Annotated in this window: 29 protein-coding genes; 14 read left to right on the plus strand and 15 right to left on the minus strand. The window is 61.8% G+C overall.

Annotated elements, in window-relative coordinates; translation table 11 throughout:
• The first annotated feature begins 110 nt into the window (after positions 1–110).
• Entirely contained in the window at positions 111–1,433 is a 1,323-nt protein-coding gene (locus tag AC1DZE_RS13020; RefSeq protein WP_477671138.1) for an SRPBCC family protein, read from the plus strand.
• 29 nt (positions 1,434–1,462) lie between these two features.
• The gene (locus AC1DZE_RS13025) at positions 1,463–1,924 is read left to right on the plus strand and encodes an aromatic-ring-hydroxylating dioxygenase subunit beta (protein ID WP_477671229.1); all 462 of its coding nucleotides are present in this window, start codon (positions 1,463–1,465) and stop codon (positions 1,922–1,924) included.
• 72 nt (positions 1,925–1,996) lie between these two features.
• Here the strand turns inward: AC1DZE_RS13025 and AC1DZE_RS13030 are convergent, their stop codons facing one another.
• The 3 genes from AC1DZE_RS13030 to tsaE all read right to left on the minus strand — a co-directional run bounded on the left by AC1DZE_RS13030 (position 1,997) and on the right by tsaE (position 4,297).
• Entirely contained in the window at positions 1,997–2,212 is a 216-nt protein-coding gene (locus tag AC1DZE_RS13030) for a glycine zipper 2TM domain-containing protein (RefSeq protein ID WP_477671137.1), read from the minus strand.
• Positions 2,213–2,402: 190 nt separating this feature from the next.
• Entirely contained in the window at positions 2,403–3,794 is a 1,392-nt protein-coding gene (locus AC1DZE_RS13035) for an N-acetylmuramoyl-L-alanine amidase (protein WP_477700157.1), read from the minus strand.
• Positions 3,791–4,297 (minus strand): tRNA (adenosine(37)-N6)-threonylcarbamoyltransferase complex ATPase subunit type 1 TsaE, encoded by a 507-nt coding sequence (gene tsaE, locus AC1DZE_RS13040; protein WP_477674090.1) that lies wholly within the window; start codon positions 4,295–4,297, stop codon positions 3,791–3,793. The genes AC1DZE_RS13035 and tsaE overlap by 4 nt, the downstream gene beginning before the upstream one ends.
• Positions 4,298–4,312: 15 nt before the next feature.
• On the opposite strand from tsaE, the gene queG reads away from it, so the two are divergent.
• A complete protein-coding gene (queG, locus tag AC1DZE_RS13045; RefSeq protein WP_477674092.1) occupies positions 4,313–5,365 on the plus strand; it encodes a tRNA epoxyqueuosine(34) reductase QueG in 1,053 nt (350 codons plus the stop codon).
• Positions 5,366–5,445: 80 nt separating this feature from the next.
• Here the strand turns inward: queG and AC1DZE_RS13050 are convergent, their stop codons facing one another.
• A complete protein-coding gene (locus tag AC1DZE_RS13050) occupies positions 5,446–6,351 on the minus strand; it encodes an AEC family transporter (protein WP_477700158.1) in 906 nt (301 codons plus the stop codon).
• A 109-nt stretch (positions 6,352–6,460) separates the two neighbouring features.
• On the opposite strand from AC1DZE_RS13050, the gene AC1DZE_RS13055 reads away from it, so the two are divergent.
• Together AC1DZE_RS13055 and xerD are read left to right on the plus strand one after the other, a co-directional pair.
• Complete coding sequence (locus AC1DZE_RS13055) at positions 6,461–7,441, plus strand: tripartite tricarboxylate transporter substrate binding protein BugE (protein ID WP_477671133.1); 981 nt, start codon at positions 6,461–6,463, stop codon at positions 7,439–7,441.
• Positions 7,442–7,530: 89 nt separating this feature from the next.
• On the plus strand, positions 7,531–8,433 hold the full coding sequence (gene xerD / locus AC1DZE_RS13060; RefSeq protein ID WP_477671132.1) for a site-specific tyrosine recombinase XerD: 903 nt from the start codon (positions 7,531–7,533) through the stop codon (positions 8,431–8,433).
• A gap of 12 nt (positions 8,434–8,445) precedes the next feature.
• On the opposite strand, the gene AC1DZE_RS13065 is transcribed toward xerD, so the two are convergent.
• Positions 8,446–9,720, minus strand: a complete 1,275-nt coding sequence (locus AC1DZE_RS13065; protein ID WP_477700159.1) for a class I SAM-dependent methyltransferase — start codon at positions 9,718–9,720, stop codon at positions 8,446–8,448.
• A 98-nt stretch (positions 9,721–9,818) separates the two neighbouring features.
• The gene (locus AC1DZE_RS13070; protein ID WP_477671130.1) at positions 9,819–10,631 is read right to left on the minus strand and encodes a ferritin-like domain-containing protein; all 813 of its coding nucleotides are present in this window, start codon (positions 10,629–10,631) and stop codon (positions 9,819–9,821) included.
• A 150-nt stretch (positions 10,632–10,781) separates the two neighbouring features.
• Here AC1DZE_RS13070 and AC1DZE_RS13075 point away from each other — a divergent pair, with 150 nt between their 5' ends.
• Both AC1DZE_RS13075 and hslO read left to right on the plus strand, forming a co-directional pair.
• Positions 10,782–11,306, plus strand: coding sequence for a gamma carbonic anhydrase family protein (locus tag AC1DZE_RS13075; RefSeq protein WP_477674166.1), 525 nt, complete (start codon positions 10,782–10,784; stop codon positions 11,304–11,306).
• Between the two features lie 158 nt (positions 11,307–11,464).
• Positions 11,465–12,433, plus strand: a complete 969-nt coding sequence (gene hslO / locus AC1DZE_RS13080; RefSeq protein WP_477646843.1) for an Hsp33 family molecular chaperone HslO — start codon at positions 11,465–11,467, stop codon at positions 12,431–12,433.
• Positions 12,434–12,465: 32 nt separating this feature from the next.
• Here hslO and AC1DZE_RS13085 read toward each other — a convergent pair whose 3' ends face one another.
• From AC1DZE_RS13085 to AC1DZE_RS13110, 6 genes are all read right to left on the minus strand, one after another.
• Positions 12,466–12,972 carry a hypothetical protein gene (locus tag AC1DZE_RS13085; protein ID WP_477671129.1) on the minus strand — a complete coding sequence of 169 codons (507 nt, stop codon included), beginning with the start codon at positions 12,970–12,972 and terminating at the stop codon, positions 12,466–12,468.
• 29 nt (positions 12,973–13,001) lie between these two features.
• On the minus strand, positions 13,002–13,277 hold the full coding sequence (locus AC1DZE_RS13090; RefSeq protein ID WP_477671128.1) for a septum formation initiator family protein: 276 nt from the start codon (positions 13,275–13,277) through the stop codon (positions 13,002–13,004).
• Between the two features lie 116 nt (positions 13,278–13,393).
• Entirely contained in the window at positions 13,394–14,677 is a 1,284-nt protein-coding gene (gene eno, locus AC1DZE_RS13095) for a phosphopyruvate hydratase (RefSeq protein WP_477700160.1), read from the minus strand.
• A gap of 27 nt (positions 14,678–14,704) precedes the next feature.
• The gene (locus tag AC1DZE_RS13100) at positions 14,705–15,010 is read right to left on the minus strand and encodes a DUF1330 domain-containing protein (protein WP_457278940.1); all 306 of its coding nucleotides are present in this window, start codon (positions 15,008–15,010) and stop codon (positions 14,705–14,707) included.
• Between the two features lie 33 nt (positions 15,011–15,043).
• The gene (gene kdsA / locus AC1DZE_RS13105) at positions 15,044–15,901 is read right to left on the minus strand and encodes a 3-deoxy-8-phosphooctulonate synthase (RefSeq protein WP_477700161.1); all 858 of its coding nucleotides are present in this window, start codon (positions 15,899–15,901) and stop codon (positions 15,044–15,046) included.
• 2 nt (positions 15,902–15,903) lie between these two features.
• Positions 15,904–17,595 (minus strand): CTP synthase, encoded by a 1,692-nt coding sequence (locus AC1DZE_RS13110; protein WP_477700162.1) that lies wholly within the window; start codon positions 17,593–17,595, stop codon positions 15,904–15,906.
• 280 nt (positions 17,596–17,875) lie between these two features.
• On the opposite strand from AC1DZE_RS13110, the gene coaBC reads away from it, so the two are divergent.
• From coaBC to AC1DZE_RS13130, 4 genes are all read left to right on the plus strand, one after another.
• Complete coding sequence (gene coaBC / locus AC1DZE_RS13115) at positions 17,876–19,165, plus strand: bifunctional phosphopantothenoylcysteine decarboxylase/phosphopantothenate--cysteine ligase CoaBC (protein WP_477700163.1); 1,290 nt, start codon at positions 17,876–17,878, stop codon at positions 19,163–19,165.
• Positions 19,162–19,587, plus strand: a complete 426-nt coding sequence (locus tag AC1DZE_RS13120; RefSeq protein ID WP_477700164.1) for a hypothetical protein — start codon at positions 19,162–19,164, stop codon at positions 19,585–19,587. The genes coaBC and AC1DZE_RS13120 overlap by 4 nt, the downstream gene beginning before the upstream one ends.
• Before the next feature lie 3 nt (positions 19,588–19,590).
• Positions 19,591–20,037: a dUTP diphosphatase gene (gene dut, locus AC1DZE_RS13125; protein WP_477674353.1), complete on the plus strand. Its 447-nt coding sequence runs from the start codon at positions 19,591–19,593 to the stop codon at positions 20,035–20,037.
• 216 nt (positions 20,038–20,253) lie between these two features.
• The gene (locus AC1DZE_RS13130) at positions 20,254–20,763 is read left to right on the plus strand and encodes an outer membrane lipoprotein (RefSeq protein ID WP_477671121.1); all 510 of its coding nucleotides are present in this window, start codon (positions 20,254–20,256) and stop codon (positions 20,761–20,763) included.
• 83 nt (positions 20,764–20,846) lie between these two features.
• Here the strand turns inward: AC1DZE_RS13130 and AC1DZE_RS13135 are convergent, their stop codons facing one another.
• Positions 20,847–21,371, minus strand: a complete 525-nt coding sequence (locus AC1DZE_RS13135; RefSeq protein ID WP_457278933.1) for an FKBP-type peptidyl-prolyl cis-trans isomerase — start codon at positions 21,369–21,371, stop codon at positions 20,847–20,849.
• Positions 21,372–21,385: 14 nt separating this feature from the next.
• Between AC1DZE_RS13135 and AC1DZE_RS13140 the strand changes: the two genes are divergently transcribed.
• From AC1DZE_RS13140 to AC1DZE_RS13150, 3 genes are all read left to right on the plus strand, one after another.
• The gene (locus AC1DZE_RS13140) at positions 21,386–22,615 is read left to right on the plus strand and encodes a JmjC domain-containing protein (protein ID WP_477671119.1); all 1,230 of its coding nucleotides are present in this window, start codon (positions 21,386–21,388) and stop codon (positions 22,613–22,615) included.
• A 30-nt stretch (positions 22,616–22,645) separates the two neighbouring features.
• Complete coding sequence (locus AC1DZE_RS13145) at positions 22,646–23,161, plus strand: hypothetical protein (protein WP_477671118.1); 516 nt, start codon at positions 22,646–22,648, stop codon at positions 23,159–23,161.
• A 219-nt stretch (positions 23,162–23,380) separates the two neighbouring features.
• Positions 23,381–23,626 carry a hypothetical protein gene (locus tag AC1DZE_RS13150; protein WP_477671117.1) on the plus strand — a complete coding sequence of 82 codons (246 nt, stop codon included), beginning with the start codon at positions 23,381–23,383 and terminating at the stop codon, positions 23,624–23,626.
• 105 nt (positions 23,627–23,731) lie between these two features.
• Here the strand turns inward: AC1DZE_RS13150 and AC1DZE_RS13155 are convergent, their stop codons facing one another.
• Both AC1DZE_RS13155 and bamC read right to left on the minus strand, forming a co-directional pair.
• Entirely contained in the window at positions 23,732–24,505 is a 774-nt protein-coding gene (locus tag AC1DZE_RS13155) for an MBL fold metallo-hydrolase (RefSeq protein ID WP_477671116.1), read from the minus strand.
• Positions 24,506–24,553: 48 nt separating this feature from the next.
• Positions 24,554–25,699: an outer membrane protein assembly factor BamC gene (gene bamC, locus AC1DZE_RS13160; RefSeq protein ID WP_477671115.1), complete on the minus strand. Its 1,146-nt coding sequence runs from the start codon at positions 25,697–25,699 to the stop codon at positions 24,554–24,556.
• Positions 25,700–25,706 lie beyond the last annotated feature (7 nt).

Genomic DNA, 25,706 nt, shown 5'->3' on the forward strand with positions numbered 1-25,706 from the left:
ACCGATGCCTTACTGAAAAGATCAGGGAAAGAAGTCGGAAATCGTAAGTAAGCGTATTATCTGTCCGAAATCCTGTGCGCAGGTACGCTGCAGGACCCGGAGACACTCAGATGAACGCACCTCATACCCTGTCACGCTGGAGCGACCCTGGCTCCAGTCGCGTGCCCTTTTGGGCCTACACCGATGCGCAGCTGTACCAGCGCGAGCTGGAAAAAATCTTTTACGGCACGCACTGGTGCTATGTGGGCCTGGAGGCCGAGATTCCCAATGTGGGCGACTACAAACTCAGCCATGTCGGTGAACGACAGGTGCTGATGGTGCGGGATCGCATCGCACCCAAAGACCGTGCCACCGACCACGGCATACGCGTTGTTGAAAACCGTTGCGCCCACCGCGGCGTGCGCTTTTGCCAGAACCCGCAGGGCAATGCGCGCAGCTTTGTCTGCCCGTATCACCAGTGGACCTACAAGCTCAATGGTGACCTGGCGGGGCTGCCTTTCAAGGACGGCGTGAAAGAGGGTGATTGCGTCAACGGCGGCATGCCCGAAGGGTTCGATCTCAAGGACCATGGGCTGACCAAGTTGCGTGTCGCAGTGCTGCACGGCCTGGTGTTTGCCACTTTCAGCGATGACACCGAACCGCTGGAAGACTATCTCGGCCCGCAGATCACGCCGTGGCTGGACCGCATCTTCAAAGGCCCCGACGGAGCGCGCAAGCTGACGCTGCTGGGCTACAACCGCCAGCGCATTCCGGGCAACTGGAAGCTGATGATGGAAAACATCAAGGACCCTTACCACCCTGGCCTGCTGCACACGTGGTTTGTGACCTTCGGCCTTTGGCGTGCCGATCAGAAAAGCCGCATGGTGATGGACGGCGAGGGCCGCCATGCCGTGATGATTTCGCGCCGCAACGAGGGTGGGCAGAACGACGCCGTGACCGAAGGCGTGACCTCGTTCAAGGCCAACATGGCCCTGCATGACGACCGCCTGCTGGACGTGGTGCCCGAGCCTTGGTGGAAGATGCCCGACCCATCCAGCCCGGGCGGCGACATCACGCCCACCGTGACCATGATCACGCTGTTTCCCAGCCTGATCATCCAGCAGCAGGTCAATTCGCTGAGCACACGCCACATCGTGCCGCGTGGGGAGGGTGAGTTTGATTTCATCTGGACGCACTTCGGCTTTGCCGACGACACACCCGAAATGACGCAGCGCCGCCTGCGCCAGGCCAACCTGTTCGGACCGGCCGGTTTCGTCAGTGCGGATGACGGTGAAGTGATCGAGTTCAGCCAGGCCGGCTTTGCACAGGCCTGCGACACCGGCTCAACACTGTGCGAGCTGGGCGGCACCGGCACCGAGATGACGGAGCACATGGTCACCGAAACCCTGATCCGCAGCATGTATGCCTACTGGAAGAAAGTCATGGGTCTATGACGGCGAGTGAACAGGGACTGCAGCGCCTGATGCTGCAACTGGAGGTGGACCAGCTCAACGCAGCCTACGCGGCGGCGCTGGACGAAAAGCGGTTTGATGCGTGGCCGGAATTCTTTGTGGAGGAGGGCAATTACAAGGTGCAGGCCCGCGAGAATTTTGACCGCGGCCTGCCGCTGGCCCTGATGGCGCTGGAAAGCCGGGGCATGATGAAGGATCGGGTGTATGGCGTCACGCAGACGATCTATCACGGGCCTTACTACATGCGCCACATCGTCAGCCCGGCGCGCATCCTCTCGGAAGAAGGCGATGTCGTCAAGGCCGAGGCCAACTACGCGGTGTTTCGCACCAAGCCGGGTGGGGTGAGCGAGGTCTACAACGTCGGGCGTTATATCGACGAGATCATCAAAAAAGACGGCGTTCTGAAATTCAGGAGCCGTCTTTGTGTGTATGACAGCGAGATGATCCTCAACTCGCTGATCTATCCGGTATAGAGGGAATAGAAATAGCCGGCGCAATCGGTACCCACCCGGCAGGTGCCGAGCCCGCGTTGTCTGGCGTTTCTTTTAGCGCCTCTTCCCGACTTCATTACCGATCAGGGCGCCCGCTGCTGCGCCGCCTACGGTACCCAGGGTGCTGCCGAAAACGGCATTGCCCACGACACCACCTGCGACTGCACCAACACCGGTGCCTATCTGTGCATTGGTCGGGCTGGTGCTGCAACCACCCAGGCCGATCAGTGCCGCCGCTGCTACTGCTGACATCATCAATTTCGTATTCATCTTGTCCACCTTTGCTCAGAGTTTCAGGCTCTTGCTGGGGTATTCACATCGTGAAGTCCTGACCTTGCCTGTGATTTCACTGTAGGGGGACGGATATTTGGAGGGTGTAGGAGAAGGTTGCCGCGGCATGTCGGCTTGCCGCGGTCTTTGGTGGTAATTTTCGGCGCATCAATGTGCGCCGATGCGGTGCTTAAACGGCGCGGTTGCGCGCCAGTGGCGGGTTGCGCGCGAAGTAGCGCGTGATGCCGCGCATCAAGGCGTCGGCCAGCTGTACCTGGTATTCGTCGCTGCGCAGTTTGGCTTCTTCGTCGGGGTTGCTGATAAAGGCGGTCTCCACCAGCACACTGGGAATGTCAGGCGCTTTCAGGACAGCGAAGCCGGCTTGCTCGACTTTCGGTTTGTGCAGCTTGCCGACATTACCGATCTCGCCCAACATGGCGCTGCCGAGCTTCAGGCTGTCGTTGATCTGCGCCGTGGTGCTCATGTCGAGCAGAGCTTTCTGTACCTGGGCGTCCTTGGCCTTGACGTTGATGCCGCCCACCAGGTCGGCCGAGTTTTCCTTGTCGGCGATCCAGCGCGCGGCGCTGCTGGACGCGCCTTTTTCGCTGAGCGCGAAGACGCTGGCGCCCTGTGGACGCGCCGTAAAAAATGCGTCGGCGTGGATGCTGATAAAGAGGTCGGCCTGCACGCGACGCGCCTTCTGCACGCGCACATGCAGCGGCACAAAGAAGTCGGCATCGCGCGTGAGGTAGGCGCGCATATTGGGCTGCTGGTTGATGCGGTCGCGCAGGCGGTGCGCGATCTGCAGCACCACGTCTTTCTCGCGCGTGCCGCCGGGGCCGACGGCACCGGGGTCTTCTCCGCCATGGCCCGGGTCCAGCGCGACGATGACGAGGCGGTCGGTCTTGTTCTTCGCAATGACGGCCGCTTCGGGCGAGGTCTTGGCGCCGCCGGGGGTGGCAGGGCCGGTCGTTGGCCCGTGGGTCTTGTCCTTGTCTTTTTCCGCGACGACTGCCGGCGGTGGCTTGCCGTCGGCCTGCTTGCCCGACTGCCGTGCGATCAGGTCGGCAATAGGGTCATTGGCAGGCGCGGGCGTTGCGCCTGGTTGCCTGTCGGCGAGCTTCTCGGCAATCAGGGCTTCGAGCGGGTCGGCGACCTGCGTCGGGTACAAGTCAAACACCAGCCGGTACTGGTAGGCGGCCACAGGCGGCAGGGTGAACACCTGCGGCTGTATGGGCTGCTTGAGGTCTATCACCAGCCGCACCACGCCAGGGGCGTTTTGCCCCACGCGTATGCCCGAGATATTCGGGTCGTCGGATTTCACCTTGGCGACCAGTTCGCGCAGCGCGGGAATCAGGTCTATGCCTTCCATGTCGACGGCAAGGCGCGGCGGGTCGGCGATGAAAAATTGTTTTGCCTTGATTTCGCCGTCGGACTCGATGGTGAGCCGCGTGTAGTCTTTGGACGGCCAGACACGTACCGCCACGATGGTTGCGCCGCGCGCGATGTGCTGCACACCCAGCAGAAGCACCAAGCTGCCCAGTTGCAGGGCGCTGCGGCGGTTCAGGGTCCGGCGCTTCATGCCAGCAGCTCCACGCCCGTGGGCGTGTGGGCTGTCAGGGTGACGGCACGCGTTTCATCAGGCAGGACTTCCAGCTGCAGCAGCAGGTCGGGCTGCGGCAGATGCGGGCCAGCGTTCTCGGGCCATTCGACGAGCTTGAGGCCCGGGCTGGCAAAGATGTCGCGGAATCCGGCTTCTTCCCATTCGCGGGGATCGTTAAAACGGTAGAAGTCGAAGTGCCAGATGTTCAGGCCGGCGTGCCGGCTGGACGCGGGCAGGGTGTAGGGCTCAACCACCGCATATGTCGGGCTTTTGATGCGGCCCTCGACGCCCAGGCTCTGCAACAGGTGACGCACGAAGGTCGTTTTGCCGGCGCCCAGGTCGCCCTGCAGTTCGACCAGTGCGCGCCCGATGGAGGGATGCCGCGCCAGTGCCTGCGCGAAGGCTGCCGTGGCCGCTTCGTCCTGCCAGGCAATGTTTTTTACAATCAGCGGGTGCCCGCCAGCAATTCTTTGAACAGTCATCAATTCGTTTCTCAAATTCAAACTTGGGCGCGCGAGCTTGGATTTTCGCAAATTGGCGTGGCCGGTGTGGATTTATCGTCGGCCGAGCCTGGATTATCAGCCTGGCTCGCTGCAGGCTTCCATGGTGACATGCATTACATGGCGGCGCACGGGCTCAAACGGGCCCGGCCGGCCGAGCTGATTCCGGGCACCATCAGCGTCATCACGGCACGCATGGACTATCTGCCCGCATCGACGGCTGCCGCCCCGGGCGAATGGCAGGCCCTTGAGTTCAGCCGGCTTGAGCGGCCTGCGGAAGGCATTGTGTCGGTGTATGCACGTGGCCGCGACTATCACAAGATCATGCGCGCGCGCCTGCAAAAACTCAGCGAACGCATCTCCAGCCACGTCGGTCAGCTCGGCCATCGGGCTTTCACCGACTCCGCACCTGTGCTGGAGGCCGAACTGGCAGCGCGCAGCGGCCAGGGCTGGCGTGGCAAACACACCTTGCTGCTCAACCGGGAAGCGGGCTCCATGTTCTTCCTGGGGGAAATCTACGTCGACATTGCCCTGCCGCCCAGCGAGCCGGTGACGCCGCACTGCGGCACCTGCCAGGCCTGCATTGACGTGTGCCCGACGCGGGCGATCATCGCACCCCACAAGCTCGATGCACGGCGTTGCATCTCTTACCTCACCATCGAACACGTGGGCCCGATCCCGCTGGAGCTTCGTCCGCTGATGGGTAACCGGATTTATGGCTGCGACGACTGCCAGCTGGTCTGCCCGTGGAACAAGTTCGCCCAGCGTAGCGCCTTGCCCGACTTTGACGAGCGCAGCGGCTTGACCGGGCAGCAACTCGTCACTCTGGTCGGCTGGACGGAGGTGGATTTTTTGCGATTCACCGAAGGCAGCCCGATACGCCGTATAGGCCATGAACGCTGGCTGCGCAATATTGCGGTGGCCATGGGCAATGCCCTGCGGGTGCTCGATCCTGAGGCGGGAACGCCCCTGCGCGAAGCCCTGCAAATGCATGCCGCTTCTCCCAGCGAGCTGGTGCGGGAACATGTGGCTTGGGCCCTCGGTCAATAAATTTGAATGAAATTGGCCTGCAGCCCTTTAAGGGTGTGCGCAAGCAGCTATTAAATCAATAGCAATTTGCCGGCTTCTCCCTAACGCAGAACACCCAGCGCAAACGGCAGGCTGACTACGCCCAGGATGGTGGACAGCGTCACCAAACCCGCCACGTAACCCCCGTTGTACCCCATGCGCGCCGCCAGCACGTACGCGCTGGAAGCCGTCGGCAGGGCAGAAAACGCCAACAGGATGGTGCTTTGCACCGGCGACAGCCCGAAGGCTTTACACAGGCCCAGGGCCATGACCGGCATCAACAGGTGCCGTATCGACAGCACGGCCACTGCCAGCGTTTTGGCTTGCGACAGGTGGCCGAACTRCATGCCGGCGCCTGCCGCCATCAGGCCCAGTGCCAGCGAGGCGGCTCCGATGCGGGTCACCGTGGGTTCGAGCCAGACAGGCAGGGTAAAGCCGAGCAGGTTGGCCACCAGGCCTGTGGCCGTGGCAAGGATCAGCGGATTGCGCACCAGCTCGCCCATGAAACCGCGCTGGGCATGCCGCGCCATGGGCCACACCGCCGCCACGTTGAAAAGCGGCACGCACACACCAATCAGCACGGCGATCAGCTGCAGGCCCTGGCTGCCCGCCAGCCGGTCGGCCAGGGCCAGCGCAATGAAGGAGTTGAAGCGAAATGCCACTTGCGCGCTGGCGGCGTGCTCACGCGAGTCGATGTGCCTGCCCAGCCATGGCAGGTGCGGCAGGCTGTAGGCCATCGCAATACCGGCAACCCCCAGCAGGATACCGGCGCTGATGAGGCTGGAGGCGGCGCCCAGGTCCAGCGGGCTTTTGACGATTGAATGAAAAAGCAGGACCGGAAACAAAAAGTAATAAACCAGGCTCTCCACCTGTTCCCATACGGTGCGGTTGAGGGCGGTGTAGCGGCAGACAAGGTAGCCGCAAACAATGAGGGAAAAGTCGGGAAAAAGAAGCTGCGCGTAGTTCACTCGCCGAGAATAACCGCAATCCCCTCGGGTTTGCCCTTATGCGTAATCCACAACTGCGGGGCATGAATGTTGCGATTACCATTTCTGCTGTTTTATTGAAGGACTGAACATGCAACGTCGTTATCTGTTTGCCTATTCCGTGGTGTCCGCGCTTGCGCTGGGCACCGCCGCAGGCCCCGCATTGGCACAGGGTTATCCCAACAAGGTGGTCAAGCTCGTGGTGCCGTTTGCACCCGGTGGCACCACTGATATCGTCGCCCGCGTCATCTCCGAGCCCCTGGGCAAGGCCTTGGGCCAGAGCGTGATCGTCGAAAACCGGGCCGGCGGCGGCGGCGTGGTGGGCGCACTCGAGACATCGCGCGCCGTTCCCGATGGCTATGCGCTGGGTGTGGCCACGGTGTCCACCACCGCGGCCAATCCCGCCATCAACCCCAAGATCCCGTACAACACGCTGACGGACTTCACGCCCATCATCAATATTGCGGCAACGCCCAACATCATTGCGGTTCACCCGAGCTTTCCGGCGCGCAACTACAAGGAGTTTGTGGCTGAGCTCAAAAAGAACCCCGGCAAGTATTCCTATTCATCCTCGGGCACCGGCGGCATCGGTCACCTGCAGATGGAGCTCTTCAAGAGCATGTCGGGCACCTTCGTGACGCACATTCCCTACCGCGGTGCAGGTCCGGCCCTGAACGACACGGTGGCGGGGCAGGTGCCCATGATTTTTGACAACCTGCCGTCGGCCCTGCCATTCATCCAGCAAAAACGCCTGATCCCCATTGTGGTGGCCGCGCCCCAGCGCCTGGCCGTGCTGCCGGATGTGCCCACCTTCAAGGAAGTCGGCCTGGAACCTGTGAACCGCATGGCCTATTACGGCATCATCGGCCCGAAGGGTTTGCCAAAGGACGTGGTCGACAAGGTCAGCGCCGGCGTGAAGAAGTCGCTGGAAGACCCGGCGATACGCAAACGGATCGAAGACACCGGCTCCCTGATCATTGCGAATACGCCTGAGCAGTTCACGGCGCAGATCAAGGCCGAATTTGATGTCTATAAAAAGGTGGTCGATTCGGCCAAGCTCAAGCTCGAATAAGGCTGGGAATCCGGCACGACCGGATGCGAAGCTACCCGTAAGCCGCCGTGCATTCAAATGTGCGGCGGCTTTTTTGTTATGGTCACCCCATGCAGCCAGAAAGCCAGTCCAGTATTGATGGGTTTATTGACGCCTTGTGGCTGGAAGACGGGCTGTCCAAAAACACGCTGGCGGCTTACCGCCGCGACCTGTCGCTCTACGCCGGTTGGCTGGCTGCCAGGGAGCAGGGAGGGCGAAGACTTGACGAGACGGCGGAGGCCGACCTCAACAGCTACTTTTCGGCCCGGCACGCTGCGACCAAGGCAACATCCGCCAACCGGCGCCTGACGGTGTTCAAGCGCTACTTTCGCTGGGCATTGCGCGAACACCTGATTGCTGCAGATCCGACGCTCAAACTCCAGTCGGCAAAGCAGGCGCTTCGGGTGCCCAAAGTCATGAGCGAAGCCCAGGTTGAAGCACTGCTGGCCGCACCCGACGACGACACGCCGCTGGGCCAGCGCGACCGCGCCATGCTGGAGCTGCTGTACGCCAGCGGCCTGCGTGTGAGCGAGCTGGTGGGCCTCAAGACATTTCACCTGGGACTGAACGAAGGGGTGCTTCGCGTCATGGGCAAAGGCAGCAAGGAACGGCTGGTGCCCTTCGGCCAGGTGGCGCGGGAATGGATTGTGAAATACCTGGCGGACGCCCGTCCGGCCATCCTGGGCGGGCAACAGACCGACGACCTGTTTGTCACCGGCCATGGCAAGGGCATGAGCCGCGTGATGTTCTGGATGCTGGTGAAAAAATATGCACGGCTTGCCGGCATCAACTCGCCGCTGTCACCCCACACTTTGCGCCACGCGTTTGCCACACACCTGCTGAACCACGGCGCCGATTTGCGCGCGGTGCAGATGCTGCTGGGGCATGCAGATATTTCCACCACCACGATTTATACCCATGTGGCACGTGAACGGCTGAAGGCGCTGCATGCGCAGCATCACCCTCGAGGTTGAGCGGTGGAGCCCTCAAGGGGCGGCGCTGTACATATAGTTTCGGCTGAAGGGATAGCTTGATTGGGCGCCGGTGACGGCGGTGTTGTGCACATCGCCCGAGGGCCGCGCCGCCAGCATCTGGTGCAGCGAAATCCAGCCCTGCTCAAAACTCATCGCACTGCCCGCCAGGTAAAGACGATAAGCCCGGAGCGTCTTCTCGGCGCGCTCGGCGCCGCCATCCGCAACCAGCACCTGGCGCGCCTCGTCCAGCTTGGCTTCCAGCGCGTCTGACCAGTTCCACAGCGTGCGGGCATAGTGCGGGCGCAGGTTTTCGGTGTCCACCATCTCCAGGCCCGCGCGTGACATATGCTCCAGTACGGCGCTGACATGCATCAGCTCGCCGCCCGGGAAGATGTACTTTTCGATGAAGTCACCCATGCCGGCGCCGAGCTGGCGGTTTTCCAGGCCGCCGGCGGTGATGCCGTGGTTCATGACCAGCCCGCCCGGTGCCAGCAGGCGCATGATTTTCTGGAAGTAGCCGGTCATGTTGGCGTGGCCCACGTGCTCGAACATGCCCACGGAGGACACCTTGTCAAAGGGCTGATCCTCCGGCATGTCGCGGTAGTCGCGTAGCTCCATTCGCACGCGCCCGCCCAGGCCTTTTTCCTCGATCAGGCGCTGCACATGCGCATGCTGATTTTTCGACAGCGTGATGCCGGTGGCGTCCACGCCGTAGTGCTCAGCGGCCCACAGCAGCAAGCCGCCCCAGCCGGCGCCAATATCAAGAAACCGTTCACCGGGCTTGAGCATGAGCTTGCGGCAGATATGGTCGAGCTTGGCTTCCTGGGCCTGGGCCAATGTCATGGCGTTGTCGCTGTAGTAGGCGCATGAATACACCCGTCGGGGGTCGAGCCAGAGCGCATAGAAGGCATCGGACACGTCATAGTGGAACTGGATTTGCGCTGCATCCCGGCTTTGGGTGTGGGCGGCCAGGGACTTGGCGCGGTGCAGCAGGCCGGACCACCAGCCTGTGTCGCTTTGCACCGGATTGCCGGGAAGCAGCTTGGTGACGGCGCGCATCACGTCGCGCATGGCGCCTTCCAGTTGAAGCTTGCCTTCGACATACTCTTCCGCCAGGGCGCCGATCTGGCCGGCCTTGAGGCGGGCGATGGAGGACCAGTGCGAAAACGCGAGCTTGACGGGGGCGTTGGGCTCTCCGAGACGCTGGCMCTGCGGCAGCTGCAAGGCGATGTCCGCGGGCAAGCCCGGCATTTGCGAAGGGATGTCTGGGACGAGATGCCGGATCATGCGCAAACTCCTTTTCAAGAGTTTTGCAGTCTAGCGCTGTTCGAAAATCCCTGCCGTGACTGTATGTGTAGGAATTCGCCGCGTCCTGGCGTCTGTTCCTAGACCAGAAGCGCCAGTTCCACCTCGTCAAAACCAGCCCGCCGGCGGGCGTCCAGGTTCAGCGGGCCCTTCAGGCGAGGCGCCCCATACTGCCTGGCTAGCACCGGATAGGTCGCCACCGGGTCCAGCCCCCGCTGGGCGCACAGGTGGCGATACCAGTGGTTGCCGATGGCGACGTGGCCGATCTCGTCGGCGAGGATGATGTCCAGGATGTCGACGGCCCGAAGCGCTTCGGGAGAACCGACCTTGCGCAGTTTCGCCTGCATGGGCGGGGTGGCGTCCAGGCCGCGGGCCTCCAGGGTGCGTGGCACCAGCGCCATGCGCGCGAGCACATCGCCTTCGGTTTTGGCGGTCATGTCCCACAGGCCCGTGTGTGCGGGGAAATCGCCGTAGTCGTAACCCATGGCCTGGAGATGGGCGCGCAGCAGGCTGAAATGGTGGGCTTCTTCGGCCGCCACCTGCAGCCAGTCCAGGTAGTAGGCCCGCGGCATGCCGGCAAAACGCCAGATGGCGTCCAGGGCGAGGTTGATCGCGTTGAACTCAATATGGGTGACGGCATGGAGCAGGGCCGCCAATCCTTCGTGAGTGAACGGTGAGCGCTTGGGGACGTCGAGGTGGGACCGCAGTTCCGGCCGTTCCGGGCACCCGGGCAAGCTAGGCACCGCGGGAATCACCAGCTCCGTTGCTATCAAAACAGTAGCTGCTTGCGCGTGTGCCTGTTGGGTCAGGAGCACTTTTTGTTCCGGATTTGTGGCGAGCAGGGCCTGCAGCGCTTGCTGGCGCAGTTCTGCAGGGGCCGGTAGGTCCGTCATGAATCCATTGTCGTTGATACCTCGGGGATGTCTGGATTGGTCGCCGGCGGCCTGCGCCGGATGGCAGGGGGATGCCTCCTTACAATCAGTGCATGGCTGCCGCGCTCTTTCCTGCCTGTGGCCTTTGGCTTTAATTTCGAGTGAGAACGCATGGCTATTTACCAATTGGACAAGCTGACCCCCACCGTTCCTGCATCTGCCTGGGTGGCCGACAACGCCCAGGTGATTGGCGATGTGCGGCTTGGCGAAGACTGCAGCGTCTGGTTTGGCGTGGTGATCCGGGGCGACACCGAAACCATCACGGTAGGCCGGGGTACCAATGTCCAGGACAACAGCGTGCTGCATGCCGACATGGGCGTGCCCCTCACCCTCGGCGAAGACGTCACGGTCGGCCACCAGGTCATGCTGCACGGCTGCACCATCGGCGATGGCTCGCTGATCGGCATCCAGGCGGTGGTGCTCAATCACGCGAAGATCGGCAAGAACTGCCTGGTAGGCGCGGGCTCCGTGGTCACCGAAGGCAAGGAATTCCCGGACGGCTCCCTGATCATCGGCAGCCCCGCCAAGGCGGTGAGGCAGCTTTCCCCCGAGCAGATCGAGGGTTTAAAAATGATCGCGAAGCACTATGTAGAGAATGCCCAGCGCTACAAGGCCGGACTCAAGAAAATCGCCTGAACACCCAATGACCAAACCACCAAATACATGCAGAGCGTTAACGTCAGGGCTCCCCTTCAAGCAGGGGCCGCGGAACCGGCTTCGCCGGGCCGCAGGCGCAGCGGCCCCCTCGGGGGGCAGGGAGCTACACGAAGTGAGCGACCGTGGGGGCCTGTTTAATGTCTGAGTTGCATAAATTCATCTTTGAAGGCCTGCCGGTTCGCGGCATGCTGGTCCGCCTGACCGATTCCTGGCAGGAAATCCTCAAACGCAGACAGGCGGCCGGCGGCTACCCGGCCGAGGTCATGCAGCTGCTGGGAGAAATGACCGCCGCAGGTGCGCTGATGCAGAGCAACATCAAGTTCAACGGTGCGCTGATTCTTCAAATCTTCGGCGACGGCCCGGTCAAGCTGGCCGTGGCCGAAGTGCAGCCCGACCTGAGCTTGCGCGCCACCGCCACGGTGACGGGTACGGTCGATGCGGGCAGCTCACTGAGCCAGCTGGTCAACGTAAGCAATCAGGGCCGCTGCGCGATCACGCTGGACCCCAAGGACAAGCTGCCGGGGCAGCAGGCCTACCAGGGTGTGGTGCCGCTTTTTGGCGACCAGCGCGAGAAGATTGAGAACCTGGCGGAAGTGCTTGAGCATTACATGCTGCAAAGTGAGCAGCTCGACACCAAGCTGATTCTTGCAGCCGACGGCAAGGTGGCTACCGGTCTGCTGATCCAGCGGCTGCCGGTCAAAGGCCAGGGGAACCTTGAAGGCCAGATCGACCGGGACGCCAATGAAGACCAGATCGGCGTCAATGAAGACTACAAACGCATTGCCATGCTGGCCGGCACGCTCAAACGCGAAGAGCTTTTAACCCTCGATGCCGACACGATCCTGCGCCGCCTGTTCTGGGAAGAGCAGGTTACCCGGTTTGAACCCGCCACTCCCAGTTTTGCCTGCAGCTGTTCGCGCGACCGTGTGGGCAACATGCTGCGCAGCCTGGGGACAGACGAAATCGAAAGCATCATTTCCGAACGCGGCAAGGTCGCGGTTGGGTGCGAATTTTGCGGCGCACAGTATGAGTTTGACCCGGTGGATGCGGCGCAGCTTTTCACCAGCCAGACCAACCAGCAGCCACCCACGTCCACCGTGCAATAGTTTCGTGGGCCGCGCTGCGGCAGGGCAATGCCTCAAGCGGTTGCTGCAGCGCGCTCCGCCAGCAGGTCGCTGAGCAGGCGGTGCTCACAAGCAGGATCGCTGCACTTTTCGCAGACCCACACCCAGGCCTTCTTGCTTTTTTGGGGGCTTGGTATTGCACCGGGCGTGCTTCGGGTGAAAGCTGGAGCACGGGGCCGCAGGCTTTGCGCGGCCTCCAGCGCCCGGGTAAGGCGCTGCTCCGCGGTCCCGTACATGACGCGATAGGGAATGCCCGCTTGCGACAGGGCTGCACGAATCGATTGGTCGGCGTTGTGTTGAAGGTGCCGGCATTCATCGGCCGTTTTGGCCGCTTGCAATGGCGCTTCTTCCAGTCCCATGAGCAGCGTCAGCCCAAAGCTGGGGAGGTCGGCAGGAAGGGGGGCGGCATCAGTCACGGCTACGGTGGCTTCGTGCCCCGAGATTTTCAGGGCGTTGTCCAGCGCAGCGGCAAGCTGTCTCTTTCCGGTAAGTGGAGCGCCGGTAACGGCAATTTTCAACACGGGCACTTTCGCAGGATGGATGCCAGGGCTTACTTGGTCACCTGCACGAAGATTTCATTCGGCTTGACCATGCCGAGTTCGATCCGGGCTTTTTCTTCGACCATTTCGAGGCCTTCCTTGAGGTCCCGGACTTCTGCAGCGAGCTGGTCATTGGCGGCCTGTGCCTGGGTGTTTTTGGCGAGTTGTTCGGTCAGCCGGTGCTGCATGTCGCGCACGCTGGGAATGCTGCCCCGGCCAATCCAGAGTTGCGCGTGGAATATGGCCAGGAGCGCAATCAGGATGGCGGGAACGAGCCGGTTTCCCATGCCTATGCTTGAGCGTGATGATTAAAGGGCAGGGTTTTTTCGCCGGGCCGCACCAAGAAAAAACGCACCCCCCCGGGGGGCAGCGAAGTACGCGAAGCGACGAGCGTGGGGGCCATTTACCGGAGGTTATAGAAGGCCGCGCGGCCCGGGTAGGTGGCGATGTCACCCAGGTCTTCTTCGATGCGCAGCAACTGGTTGTATTTCGCCATGCGGTCCGAGCGCGAGAGCGAGCCCGTCTTGATCTGGCCGGCATTGGTGCCCACGGCGATGTCGGCAATCGTGGAGTCTTCGGTTTCGCCCGAGCGATGGCTGATGACGGCGGTGTAGCCGGCGCGCTTGGCCATCTCGATGGCGGCAAAGGTTTCGGTCAGGGTGCCGATCTGGTTGATCTTGATCAGGATGGAGTTGGCAATCTGCTTGTCGATGCCTTCTTTGAGGATCTTGGTGTTGGTGACGAACAGGTCGTCGCCGACCAGCTGCACCTTTTTGCCCAGACGCTCGGTCAGGGTCTTCCAGCCGTCCCAGTCGCCTTCGGCCATGCCGTCTTCGATGCTGATGATGGGGTATTTGTCGACCCAGGTGGCCAGGATGTTGGTCCACTCGGTGGCATCCAGGCTCAGGCCTTCCGCGCCCAGGACGTATTTGCCGTCCTTGTAAAACTCCGATGCTGCGCAATCGAGGCCCAGGGCGATTTGTTCACCGGCCACATAACCGGCGGCGTCGATGGCTTCCAGGATCATCTGGATCGCAGCTTCATGGTTGGCCACATTGGGGGCAAAGCCGCCTTCGTCGCCGACGGCCACGCTCATGCCCTTGTCGTGCAGAATTTTCTTGAGGGCATGAAACACTTCAGCACCGTAACGCACGGCTTCGCGAAAGCTGGGCGCGCCGACAGGAATGATCATCAGCTCCTGCAGGTCCAGGTTGTTGTTGGCATGCGCGCCACCATTCACCACGTTCATCATGGGAACAGGCATTTGCATGGCGCCGCTGCCACCGAAATAACGATACAGGGGCAGGCCGGCTTCTTCAGCCGCTGCGCGTGCCACGGCCATGCTGACAGCCAGCGTGGCGTTGGCGCCCAGGCGCGATTTGTTGTCGGTGCCGTCCAGGTCAATCAGTGTGCGGTCCAGGAAGGCCTGTTCGCTGGCGTCCAGGCCCAGCACGGCTTCGGAGATTTCGGTGTTGATGTGTTCGACGGCCTTGAGCACGCCCTTGCCGAGGTAGCGCGACTTGTCGCCGTCGCGCAGCTCAATGGCTTCACGCGAACCGGTGGACGCGCCCGAAGGCACTGCGGCGCGGYCCATGACGCCGGACTCCAGCAGCACGTCGCACTCAACGGTAGGGTTGCCACGGCTGTCGAGAATTTCGCGGCCGACGATATCAACAATTGCGCTCATTAGGTTCCTTTTTTTGTAGAGAGGGGATCAGACCGGGGCGGCAACGCCTTCGACCAGGACCATATTGAAAAACTCGGTGGCGCCAGCACGCTTGGCACGTGCGGCGCGGTACATTTCGTCGTCATAAAAGGCCTTGGCCTTCTCGTAGCTGGGAAAGCGCAGCATGGCGACGCGTGCAGGTTGCCAGGTGCCTTCCAGCGCCTCAAACTTACCACCGCGCACCAGGTATTCACCCCCAGCGGCTGCAACCGCGGCGGGCGCGGCCGCCATGTACTGCTTGTACTGCTCGGGGTCGGTGATCTTCATGTCGACAATGATGTAGGCGAATGTCATGGCTTGTGTAGGCTTGCGGGATGGATCGCTGGCTCAGGCGCTGAAGTTGTTTTCGAGGAAGCCGTTTTTCTTGGTGACACGATCCAGCTCGAGCAGTGTTTCCAGCAGCGCCTTCATGTGCTTGAGCGGTACGGCATTGGGGCCGTCGCACAAGGCCTTGGCCGGGTCCGGGTGGGTTTCCATGAACAGGCCAGAGACGCCGACGGCCACTGCGGCACGCGCCAGCACCGGCACCATCTCGCGTACGCCGCCGCTGCTGGTGCCCTGGCCGCCGGGCAGCTGCACCGAGTGGGTCGCGTCAAACACGACCGGCGCGTTGGTCTCCCGCATGATGGCCAGGCTGCGCATGTCGCTGACCAGATTGTTGTAGCCAAAGCTGGCGCCGCGTTCGCAGGCCATGAAGTTGTCTTCCGGCAGACCGGCTGCCTTGACGGCCGCGCGCGCCTTGGTGATGACGTTCTTCATGTCGCCCGGGGCCATGAATTGGCCCTTCTTGATATTGACCGGCAGGCCGGACAGTGCGACGGCGTGGATGAAGTCGGTCTGGCGGCACAGCAGGGCCGGTGTTTGCAGCACATCGACGACTTTGGAGACCTGGGCGATCTGGTCTTCGGAATGGATGTCGGTCAGCACCGGCACGCGAATTTCCTTTTTGACCTTGGCCAGAATCTCCAGTCCTTTTTCCGTGCCCAGTCCACGAAAGGCCGTCTCGCTGGTGCGATTGGCCTTGTCGAAACTGCTTTTGAAGATGAAGGGAATGCCCAGCGAGGAAGTAATTTCCTTGAGCGTGCCGGCAGTGTCCATTTGCAACTGCTCGGACTCCACCACGCAGGGGCCGGCGATGAGGAAAAAAGGTTGGTTCAGACCAATGTCGAATCCGCAGAGTTTCATGGTCAGGCTACCGCCTTGAGAGGCTTGGCGGCCGCTTTCGGGTCCTGGCCTGCCGTGGCGCGCTGTTGGAGTACGGCCGCGATATAGGCATTGAACAGCGGGTGGCCATCCCAGGGCGTGGACTTGAACTCGGGGTGGAACTGCACGCCGACAAACCAGGGGTGGACGTCTTGCGGCAATTCGACGATCTCGGTGAGTTGCTCGCGCTGCGTCAGCGCGGAGATGACCAGGCCCGACGCACGCAGGGCATCAAGGTAGTTGACGTTGGCTTCATAGCGGTGGCGATGGCGCTCCGTCACCACGTCACCATAAATCTTGTGGGCCAGTGTGCCGGCTGCGACGTCCGAGCTTTGCGCACCCAGGCGCATCGTGCCGCCCAGGTCGGATTTGGCATTGCGTGTCTTGATGGTGCCGTCGGCGTCTTTCCACTCGGTGATGAGCGCGATCACCGGGTGCGGGGTAGCGGGGTCGAACTCGGTGCTGTTGGCGTCCTTGAGTCCTGCCACGTGGCGCGCGAATTCGATGGTCGCTACCTGCATGCCCAGGCAGATACCGAGATAGGGCATCTTGTGCTCACGGGCAAAACGGGCGGCGCAAATCTTGCCTTCAACGCCGCGAACGCCGAAGCCGCCGGGCACCAGAATTCCGTCAAAGCGTGCCAGGCGCAAGACATTGTCCTGCGTGATGGTTTCGGAGTCGACATATTCGATGACCACCTTGGCGTGGTTTTTCATGCCGGCGTGGCGCAGGGCTTCGTTGAGAGACTTGTAGCTGTCGGAGAGGTCCACATATTTGCCGACCATGGCGATGTGAACTTCGGTCTGGGGGTGCTCGGTCTCATAGACCAGGTCGTCCCAGCGCTTGAGGTTGGCCGGTGGCGTGTTCAGGCGCAGCTTGTCGCAGATCAGGCCGTCCAGGCCCTGTTCGTGCAGCATGCGGGGCACTTTGTAAATGGTGTCGACGTCCCACATCGAGATCACGCCCCATTCGGGAACGTTGGAGAACAGCGAGATTTTTTCGCGCTCTTCGTTGGGAATTCGGCGGTCGGCACGACAGAGCAGCACGTCGGCCTGGATGCCGATTTCACGCAATTGTTTGGCAGTGTGCTGGGTCGGCTTGGTTTTGAGTTCGCCGGCGGCAGCGATCCAGGGGACGTAGCTCAGGTGCACGAAGGCGGTGTTGTTGGCGCCCAGGCGCAGGCTCATCTGGCGCACGGCTTCCAGGAAGGGCAGGGACTCGATGTCGCCGACGGTGCCGCCGATTTCGACGATGGCCACGTCGACCGCATCAGCCGTTTCGTAGCCGGCGCCGCGCTTGACGAATTCCTGGATTTCGTTGGTGACGTGCGGGATGACCTGCACGGTCTTGCCCAGGTAGTCGCCGCGGCGTTCTTTTTCAAGCACGCTTTTGTAGATCTGGCCGGTGGTGAAGTTGTTGGCCTTGCGCATGCGCGTTTCGATGAAACGCTCATAGTGGCCGAGATCCAGGTCGGTCTCTGCGCCATCGTCGGTCACAAAAACTTCGCCATGCTGGAAGGGCGACATGGTGCCCGGATCCACATTCAGGTAGGGATCGAGCTTGATTAAAGTGACTTTGAGGCCTCGCGATTCGAGGATCGCAGCTAAGGAGGCTGAGGCGATTCCCTTGCCCAGGGAAGACACCACACCGCCGGTGACGAAGACAAATTTGGTCATGTCAGGTACGAACCGCAAGTTCGTAGAGGTGGTAAACGGAGATTATACGGGTTGCCCGCCGGGTTACCTCTTGCAGGGGATACTGAATTTCAGCCCACAGCTGTTCGGGCTTGCACGGCGGCTCGCAGCCCACGTAAGGCTGGCCGGTGTTGACCAAGCAAGCCGGGGCCGCGGAACCGGCTTAGCCGGGCCGCAGGCGCAGCGCCCCCTCGGGGGGCAGCGCATTACGCGAAGCGAAAAGCGTGGGGGCCTTTCCTCCAACTGAGATACATTGCGGAACATGACGAATCAAGTGAATCCTATGGGAAGCGGCCCGGACGGCAATGAAGCCCTGGACCTGGCCGGCAGACACATCGTGCTGGGCCTGTCGGGTGGCATTGCCTGCTACAAGGCCGCTGAACTGTGCCGGGCGCTGATCAAGGCGGGTGCCACGGTGCAGGTGGTCATGACCGAAGCTGCCGAGCAGTTCATCACGCCCGTCACCATGCAGGCCCTGAGCGGACGGCCGGTCTACAGCAGCCAGTGGGACAGCCGTGAAGCGAACAACATGGCGCACATCAACCTGTCGCGTGAATCCGATGCGATCCTGGTTGCGCCCATGAGCGCCGATTTCATGGCCAAGCTGCTTCATGGGCGTGCCGACGACCTGCTGAGCCTGATGTGCCTGGCCCGGCCCATCGACAAGGTCCCGCTGCTGGTGGCCCCGGCCATGAACCGTGAGATGTACGCGCACCCCGCCACGCAACGCAACTTTATTCAACTGGATGCTGATGGTGCCACGGTACTGGGTGTGGGCAGCGGTTTCCAGGCTTGCGGCGAGACCGGCGACGGACGCATGCTGGAGCCAGAGCAGATCCTCGAAGACCTGATTGCCTTCTTTGCGCCCAAGGTGCTGGCTGGGCAGCATGTGCTGGTCACGGCCGGCCCGACCTATGAGGCCATAGACCCTGTGCGCGGCGTCACCAACCTGTCGAGCGGGAAAATGGGTTTTGCCATTGCGCGGGCTGCGCACGAAGCGGGGGCTGAGGTCACCCTTGTTGCGGGTCCGGTCGGGCTGCCCACGCCACGCGGGGTCACTCGCGTTGACGTCAAATCTGCACAAAATATGCTTGAAGCCGTTACAGGACGTGCGCAAGCAGCTACTATTTTTATAGCAACGGCGGCCGTCGCCGACTGGCGGCCGGCAGCGCCTTCAACGCAGAAGATCAAGAAAGACGGCTCCGGCCAGACGCCGCAGCTGGTGTTTACCGAAAATACGGACATCCTGGCCACTGTCGCGCAGTCGCCTGCAGCCCAGGCCGGCCAGCTGTTTTGCGTGGGCTTTGCGGCTGAAAGTCATGATCTGGCTGACAACGCAGAAGCCAAGCGCCTGCGCAAAAAAGTGCCGCTGCTGGTCGGCAACATTGGCCCGGATACCTTCGGGCAGGACCACAATGCTTTGCTGCTGGTGGATGCGCAAGGCAGCACCGCGCTACCCAGGGCTTCCAAGCTCTCACTGGCGCGCCAGCTGGTGGCAGAGATCGCAACCCGGATGGCGCCGCCGTCCAACGGGAAAGCGGCTGCACCATGAACCTTCCCTCGAACACGCCGCCTGACGGCGATTTCGTCAGCTATGTGGAACGCCTGACAAACGCGAACGCGCCAGGCGTCCATAAAGACCGGCTTGAGCCGCAGGACAAGATTTCGCTCCGCGCCCCGTCTTCGGCGAGCACCGCTACGCCCCCGTCCAAACCCGTGGCCGTCGTGGCCACCGGCGCCGCCTTTCTAACCCACGTCAAATGGGTCGTCATCCTTTGGATCGCAACGCAGGTGCTGTCCGAGGTGATGCCCGGCGCCGGATTCCTGTTTCTGCCCGCGCTGCTGGTGTACGGGGCGTGGGCGGTCTTCCAGGCCAACCGTCATTCATCCGGCGCACTGGTGCAGCGTCTGCGTGAGCTCGCCCGGCAAGCAGCCGAAGAAGCCCGGAAAAATCAACTACCCAAGAAAAAATAGTTCATGCAAATCGACGTCAAAATTCTCGATCCCCGCCTTCAGGGCAACCTTCCCGCCTACGCAACGCCCGGCAGCGCCGGCCTGGACCTGCGTGCCTGTCTGGACACGCCGCTCACGCTGACCGCCAACGCCTGGCAACTGGTACCGACCGGCATTGCGATTTACCTGCACGACCCCGGCTATGCCGCGCTCATCCTGCCGCGTTCGGGGCTGGGCCACAAGCACGGCATCGTGCTGGGCAATCTGGTTGGCCTGATTGACAGTGACTATCAGGGGCAGCTGATGGTCAGCGCCTGGAATCGCAGCGACGTGCCATTCACCATCGAGCCGATGGAGCGGATTGCGCAGCTGATGATCGTGCCCGTGGTGCAGGCGCAGTTCAATGTGGTGGCGGAATTTCCCGCCAGTGAGCGTGGCGAAGGCGGGTACGGCTCCACGGGCAAAGCCTGAACGGCTGGCGGGCAAAAGGCGTCAGGGAGGGTGTTTTCCTACAACCCCTGCGACACGGCTCCCACGCCGCGACAGCTCTAATCCCCACCTTGTATTTGCTGCGGCGTGCCCTTAATGGGTCATGGGAGTCTCCGCGCTCCTGGTATCGGCTTCTCGCTAGCGTGAAGCCGATGACAGGGGCCGGGAAGCTCATGAACTTATTAACAGGAGAGACTCATGCAAAACACATTCCGCTTTATTTCCTCGGCTTCTGCCGTGCTGGCACTGGTGGGCTTGGCCGCTTGCGCGCCCATGAGCCCGAGCGGCGATTCGTCCTATCCGGCCACCACTTCAACCTATCCTGCTTCTTCGTCCTACCCTGCCAATCAGCAAAATAACTATGTAGAGTATGGGCGGGTCATCAATGTGGAAGCCATCCAGACTACGGAAAAAGGCCGCGGCTCTGGCGTGGGTGCTGTGCTGGGCGGTGTGGCGGGTGCTGTGGTGGGTCACCAGATCGGTGGCGGCAGCGGCAAGGATGCGGCAACCGTGGTGGGTGCGGTGGGCGGTGCGGTGGCCGGTAACGCCATTGAAAAGAACCGCAACGCGACCATTCGTGAGAGCTATCGCGTCTCCGTGCAACTGGACAATGGCAGCTCACGCGCCTACGACGTGCCCAGCTACGGCAACCTTCGCGTGGGAGACCGCGTAAAGATTGAAAACGGCCAGATCAACCGGATCATGTAACGCTGCGGTTCATCCGCCTTTAAAGAGCCGGCTACTCCCGCAGGGGATGGTCGGCTTTTTTTACGTCCGGAATCACACCTGTCTCAGTGCAGCGTGCCACTTCCCGGCGTGATCGGCTCAAGTTTAAAAAAACCGGTGCCAAGTGATCCCTGGCCGATTTCCTCTTCGCTGGCTTCGCGCACGGCTTCAACCTTGAGGTTCAACCGGATGGCAATGCCCGCAAGGGGATGGTTGCCATCGAGCACGACGTGATCGGGGTAGATCTCGGTCACGGTGTAAATATGATCATGAGGCGCTTGCCCGCTGCTTCCTGGCGGAAGGGCCATGCCGTCGAAGGTCATGCCTTCTTCCAGTTCGGCGGGAAAAATCTTGCGGGGTTCGAGGAAAACCAGATTCTCGTCGTAGTCACCGAAGGCATTTTCGGGCTCAAGGTGCAGCTCAAGCTTCTCTCCGGCTTCATGGCCTTGCAGTGCCTCCTCGATCTTCGCGAGGAGGTCATCGCCGCCGAGTAAAAACTCGATGGGTTCGTCCAGCTCGTCCAGCACATCGCCCAGAGTGTCTTTCAGCGTCCATGTCAGGGCTACGACGCATTGCGGGGTGATTTTCATCCGACAATTGTCCCATGGATGTAAATCAATCTCTAGAGCTCCTCGCCGGCCTGAGCCCGGCGCAATTCATGCGCCGGCACTGGCAAAAAAAGCCGCTTCTCATCCGCCAGGCGCTGCCGGGGCTGCAACCTGTGCTCAGCCGCGCAGCACTGTTCAGGCTCGCGTCGCGTGAGCAAGTCGAGTCCCGGCTGATTGTCCAGCAGCCCAAGGGATGGCGGATGAAACAGGGGCCTTTTGCCGCGCGAAGCCTCCCGCCGCTGAGCCAGAAAGCCTGGACCTTGCTGGTGCAGGGGGTGGATCTGCATGACGCCGGCGCGCATGCGCTTTTGCAGAAGTTCCGTTTTGTGCCTGATGCCCGGCTCGACGACCTGATGATTTCGTTTGCTACGCCCGGCGGCGGCGTTGGGCCGCACTTTGACAGCTATGACGTGTTCCTGTTGCAGGCCAGCGGCCGGCGGAGATGGAAGATCGGGCGGCAGAATGACCTGACGCTGCAGGAAGATGTGCCGCTGAAAATCCTACGGAATTTTGTTCCTGAGGAAGAGTTTGTACTGGAGGCGGGCGACATGCTCTACCTGCCTCCGCGCTATGCCCACGACGGCATTGCCGAGGCGTCGCTGCAGGCCGATGGAAAACCTGCAGATTGCATGACATATTCCATCGGATTCAGGTCGCCTGCACAGGGAGAACTGGCCGCGGAACTGCTGCATCGCCTGGCCGAGTTCACTGAGGACGAGCGCCATGAGGGCGATGAATCTGCCGCGGAAGAAATCGGCCGCAAGGCACGGCCCCGCCTGTACCGCGATGCGGGGCAGGCCGCAACCGCAACACCGGCTGCCATGCCGTCAGAGCTTACGGCCTTCGCCGGCCAGGCCGTTCTGGACGCGTTGAAAGATCCCCTGGCCGTGGCTTGCGCCCTGGGTGAATACATGACCGAACCCAAGCCCTCGGTATGGTTCGATGAGGTGGAGTGCGAGTGGAACGCCGATGCGGCGCGGCAGGGGAGTGCCGGCGTGCATCTCGACACACGCACGCGGATGATGTATGACAGCGACCATGTGTTTATCAATGGCGAGAGCTATCGCGCCAAAGGTGCCGATGCTGCCCTGATGCACCGCCTGGCCGACCAGCGCAGCCTGGCCCCCCGGGAGCTGCGCAAGGCTGGCGCATCGGCCATCGCGCTGCTGGGCGACTGGCACGACGCGGGCTGGCTGCGGCAGACGCTGCCTGCGGAAGACGACTGACCTGCTTGCCAAACAGCCTGGAGACGTTTTATGGATACGGAAAAAACCAGTTCTGCCCTGCCGCCTGCCTTGCTGGAAGGCCGGTTTACTGGCCGCAGCGATTTCACGGAGTTGATCAGGCAGTCGCTTTCAGCGGCAGCCGCACAGGGTTGGCGCGAAATCATTGTGTGCGATCCCGATTTCGAAGACTGGCCCCTGGGAGAACGTGCAGTCGTTCAGGCGCTGAATGATTGGTCCATGACGGGCCGGAAATTCACGATGCTGGCCAAAAACTACGATGAAGTGGTCAGGCGGCACGCCCGGTTCGTCACCTGGCGGCGTACCTGGGCGCACATTGTGGAATGCCGCGCCAATACGTCGGGCGCGGCGGACGATATGCCCAGCGCCTTGCTCGGCCCCGGCTGGGTCTTTGAGCGGCTGGATGTGCAGCGCTGCACTGGCATTGCCGGCTCTGAGGTTGCCAGGCGGGTGGCGTTGAGGGAGCGGATCAATGAGCGTTTGCTGAAAAGTTCGCCGTCGTTCCCCGCCACCACGCTGGGGCTTTAAGGCGGGCATTTGTGCGTCTGAGGGCGCTAAGGGCCTGTAAAGGCTGGCTTAGGGTTTTCCGGCTTGCGTTCCCATTTGTAATATCCGGCATATAATTTAAAGCTGGGTAGAAAGAGCTCGAGTCCTTTCCCCGGTCAAAAATAACTTGAATTCCGGTTTGGGTTTTCTTTTGGCAATTTCCGGAAATTGTTTTCTTAAATATCATCAAGGATCGTAAAAATGAACAAGTCACTCGTTTTGGCAGCTATCGTTGCCGCTGTTGCTCTGGCTGCTTGCGGCAAGAAAGAAGAAGCTCCAGCACCGGCACCAGTTGCTGCACCAGCTCCAGCTCCAGCCCCTGCTGCTGACGCATCGGCTCCTGCCGCTGCTGCATCCGCTCCGGCTGCTGCCGCCTCGGCACCTGCTGCTGACGCCGCTGCCGCTGCAGCCGCTGCTACGGCCGCTCCAGCCAGCGCTGCGAAGTAATTCTTCAGCGAGTCGAAAAAAGCCGCCGCGAGGCGGCTTTTTTATGGACGCTTGTTTGCCGCGATGGACGGCATGCACCCGCATTGCAGGGCCCACGACCCTTCCTCAGATATGGATCCAGCGTGTGCCGACGTCGGGCCTGGCCACAATGATGTCTTCCGCGTCCCAACCCACGGCTGCGGCCATCAGGTTTTGCACCAGCTCCGGCCGGTTGTTTTGCGCGCTGAGATGGGCTGCCACCAGGTAGCGTAGCCCCTGATGCATGACGCCGCGGGCGACATCCGCTGCGGCCGTATTGGAAAGATGCCCAAATTGGCCGCCCACCCGCCGCTTCAGGAATGCGGGATAGGACGATTGGGCCAGCATGTCGGAATCGTGGTTGCACTCCAGCATCAGGGCGTCGCAGCCCCCAAGGTTTTCCAGTACATGCGAAGTGGCATGACCGAGATCAGTGAGGATGCCCAGCTTTGCCGATCCGTCGGTACAGCTCAGTTGCAGGGGTTCCCGGGCATCGTGGGGCACCGTAAAAGGCGTCAGCTGCATGCCGCCGAGGTCAATGGCTTTACCGTCGCGCGCCTTGTGCAGCAACCCGTCAAAATCCGGTGCCCCTATGCCTGCGTGGGTGCCATGGCTCATCCAGACCGGGATCCGGTAGCGAAGCGACAGTGACCGGGCGCAACCGACGTGGTCACCGTGCTCATGGGTGATGAACACGGCGTGAATGTCTTCGGGTTGCAGGCCCGCCTCACCGAGCCTGTAGAGCAGGTGCTTGAGCCCTAGCCCGCAGTCGACAAGAACGCGAAGCGGCGTGATTCCTGACGCTTCAACCAGTGTGGCATTGCCTGAACTGCCACTGCCCAGACTTTTGAACCTCAACACACCGGTATGGAATCGTCAGTCGGGATGAACAGGGTCACGAACCGGGATTTATCGCAGATCGTCGGCAATCACCTGGATGATGCGCTGGGCATTGGCCGATGCTTCAGGGGCGCCCTGGGCATTGAGGACCGATACCGTGGTGCTTTCACCCTGGCTCTTGACGGCGATACGGTACTTCAACGGCGGCACGGCGGCTGGCGAGCCGCTGAACAGCTTGCTGAAGAAACCGGGCTCGGTTTTGTTCACGATGGGCTCGACGTAGCGCACGAAGTAGGTTCCCTGGCTGCGGTCGCGATCTTCAACCGTGAAGCCGGTGCGGTCCAGTGCCAGGCCGACGCGGCGCCATGCACGTTCAAAGCCTTCGTCGATCTGCACGACGGGCTGGCTGTTGACAGTGGCGATCCGCGAGGTCTGTTTGTCTGCACCGGCGGCCACCAGGGCCTTCGATTGCTCTTGCGTGACACCCAGCTTGACCATCAGGCGCCGCAGGAATTCGGCTTCCAGCTCCGGGTCGGCAGGGCGCGGTTGCCACATGGTGCTGTCGCCGCCGGTTTGGCCGGCTTTGACGCCGGTCAACACCTCGACCATGCCGCGGTGGCTGACATAGATTTCCGTGCCGCCATCAGGACGGCGCTCCAGCCGTGTGCGGAACTTGTCGCGTTCACCGGTGGAGTAAAGGCTGTCGAATACTTTGCCGATGGTGTTGCGGATGAAATCCTGCGGGAGCTTGGCGCGGTTTTCAGCGTAATCGGTTTCCATGATGCCGAGGTTTTCCTGGTCCTGGGACAGCAGGAAGCCGCTCTCCAGCCAGAAATCACGCACGGGCGTCCAGAGCTTGTCTGCGGGCCGGTTCACCACCAGCCAGCGCTGGCTTCCCGCGCGCTCGATGCGAACGTCGCCCACGGTCACAGCGGCTGTCTGCACGGCCTGGGTTGGCTGGCCTACCTGGTAGCTGCTGGCGGACACCGCGGTGCCGGGCACCACATAACGGGTTTCGCGGCTCAGTTGTGTGAGGTCGGGAGGGATCGCCAGGGAAGGGGCTTTGGCGCCGCTGCTTTTGTAGTCGACGCGTTCGCCTTCCATCACATCCCTGATGGAGGAGCAGCCGGCGAGCAGACCGAGGGCAACCAGTGCAGACACGGTGGCGGCGCTCCGGGCTTTGGAAAATGCAGGATGTGTTGGCAATATCTTCACTTGGGTT

It is taken from the genome of Polaromonas sp. P1_F1, assembly GCF_056405795.1.

Excerpts from the sequence above, each read along its gene's own strand:
- AC1DZE_RS13020 (WP_477671138.1), top strand. The coding sequence starts at position 111 with ATGAACGCACCTCATACCCTGTCACGCTGGAGCGACCCTGGCTCCAGT.
- AC1DZE_RS13025 (WP_477671229.1), top strand. The coding sequence starts at position 1,463 with ATGCTGCAACTGGAGGTGGACCAGCTCAACGCAGCCTACGCGGCGGCG.
- AC1DZE_RS13030 (WP_477671137.1), bottom strand. The coding sequence starts at position 2,212 with ATGAATACGAAATTGATGATGTCAGCAGTAGCAGCGGCGGCACTGATC.
- AC1DZE_RS13035 (WP_477700157.1), bottom strand. The coding sequence starts at position 3,794 with ATGAAGCGCCGGACCCTGAACCGCCGCAGCGCCCTGCAACTGGGCAGC.
- tsaE (WP_477674090.1), bottom strand. The coding sequence starts at position 4,297 with ATGACTGTTCAAAGAATTGCTGGCGGGCACCCGCTGATTGTAAAAAAC.
- AC1DZE_RS13055 (WP_477671133.1), top strand. The coding sequence starts at position 6,461 with ATGCAACGTCGTTATCTGTTTGCCTATTCCGTGGTGTCCGCGCTTGCG.
- xerD (WP_477671132.1), top strand. The coding sequence starts at position 7,531 with ATGCAGCCAGAAAGCCAGTCCAGTATTGATGGGTTTATTGACGCCTTG.
- AC1DZE_RS13070 (WP_477671130.1), bottom strand. The coding sequence starts at position 10,631 with ATGACGGACCTACCGGCCCCTGCAGAACTGCGCCAGCAAGCGCTGCAG.
- AC1DZE_RS13075 (WP_477674166.1), top strand. The coding sequence starts at position 10,782 with ATGGCTATTTACCAATTGGACAAGCTGACCCCCACCGTTCCTGCATCT.
- hslO (WP_477646843.1), top strand. The coding sequence starts at position 11,465 with ATGTCTGAGTTGCATAAATTCATCTTTGAAGGCCTGCCGGTTCGCGGC.
- AC1DZE_RS13090 (WP_477671128.1), bottom strand. The coding sequence starts at position 13,277 with ATGGGAAACCGGCTCGTTCCCGCCATCCTGATTGCGCTCCTGGCCATA.
- AC1DZE_RS13100 (WP_457278940.1), bottom strand. The coding sequence starts at position 15,010 with ATGACATTCGCCTACATCATTGTCGACATGAAGATCACCGACCCCGAG.
- kdsA (WP_477700161.1), bottom strand. The coding sequence starts at position 15,901 with ATGAAACTCTGCGGATTCGACATTGGTCTGAACCAACCTTTTTTCCTC.
- AC1DZE_RS13110 (WP_477700162.1), bottom strand. The coding sequence starts at position 17,595 with ATGACCAAATTTGTCTTCGTCACCGGCGGTGTGGTGTCTTCCCTGGGC.
- coaBC (WP_477700163.1), top strand. The coding sequence starts at position 17,876 with ATGACGAATCAAGTGAATCCTATGGGAAGCGGCCCGGACGGCAATGAA.
- AC1DZE_RS13120 (WP_477700164.1), top strand. The coding sequence starts at position 19,162 with ATGAACCTTCCCTCGAACACGCCGCCTGACGGCGATTTCGTCAGCTAT.
- dut (WP_477674353.1), top strand. The coding sequence starts at position 19,591 with ATGCAAATCGACGTCAAAATTCTCGATCCCCGCCTTCAGGGCAACCTT.
- AC1DZE_RS13130 (WP_477671121.1), top strand. The coding sequence starts at position 20,254 with ATGCAAAACACATTCCGCTTTATTTCCTCGGCTTCTGCCGTGCTGGCA.
- AC1DZE_RS13135 (WP_457278933.1), bottom strand. The coding sequence starts at position 21,371 with ATGAAAATCACCCCGCAATGCGTCGTAGCCCTGACATGGACGCTGAAA.
- AC1DZE_RS13140 (WP_477671119.1), top strand. The coding sequence starts at position 21,386 with ATGGATGTAAATCAATCTCTAGAGCTCCTCGCCGGCCTGAGCCCGGCG.
- AC1DZE_RS13145 (WP_477671118.1), top strand. The coding sequence starts at position 22,646 with ATGGATACGGAAAAAACCAGTTCTGCCCTGCCGCCTGCCTTGCTGGAA.
- AC1DZE_RS13150 (WP_477671117.1), top strand. The coding sequence starts at position 23,381 with ATGAACAAGTCACTCGTTTTGGCAGCTATCGTTGCCGCTGTTGCTCTG.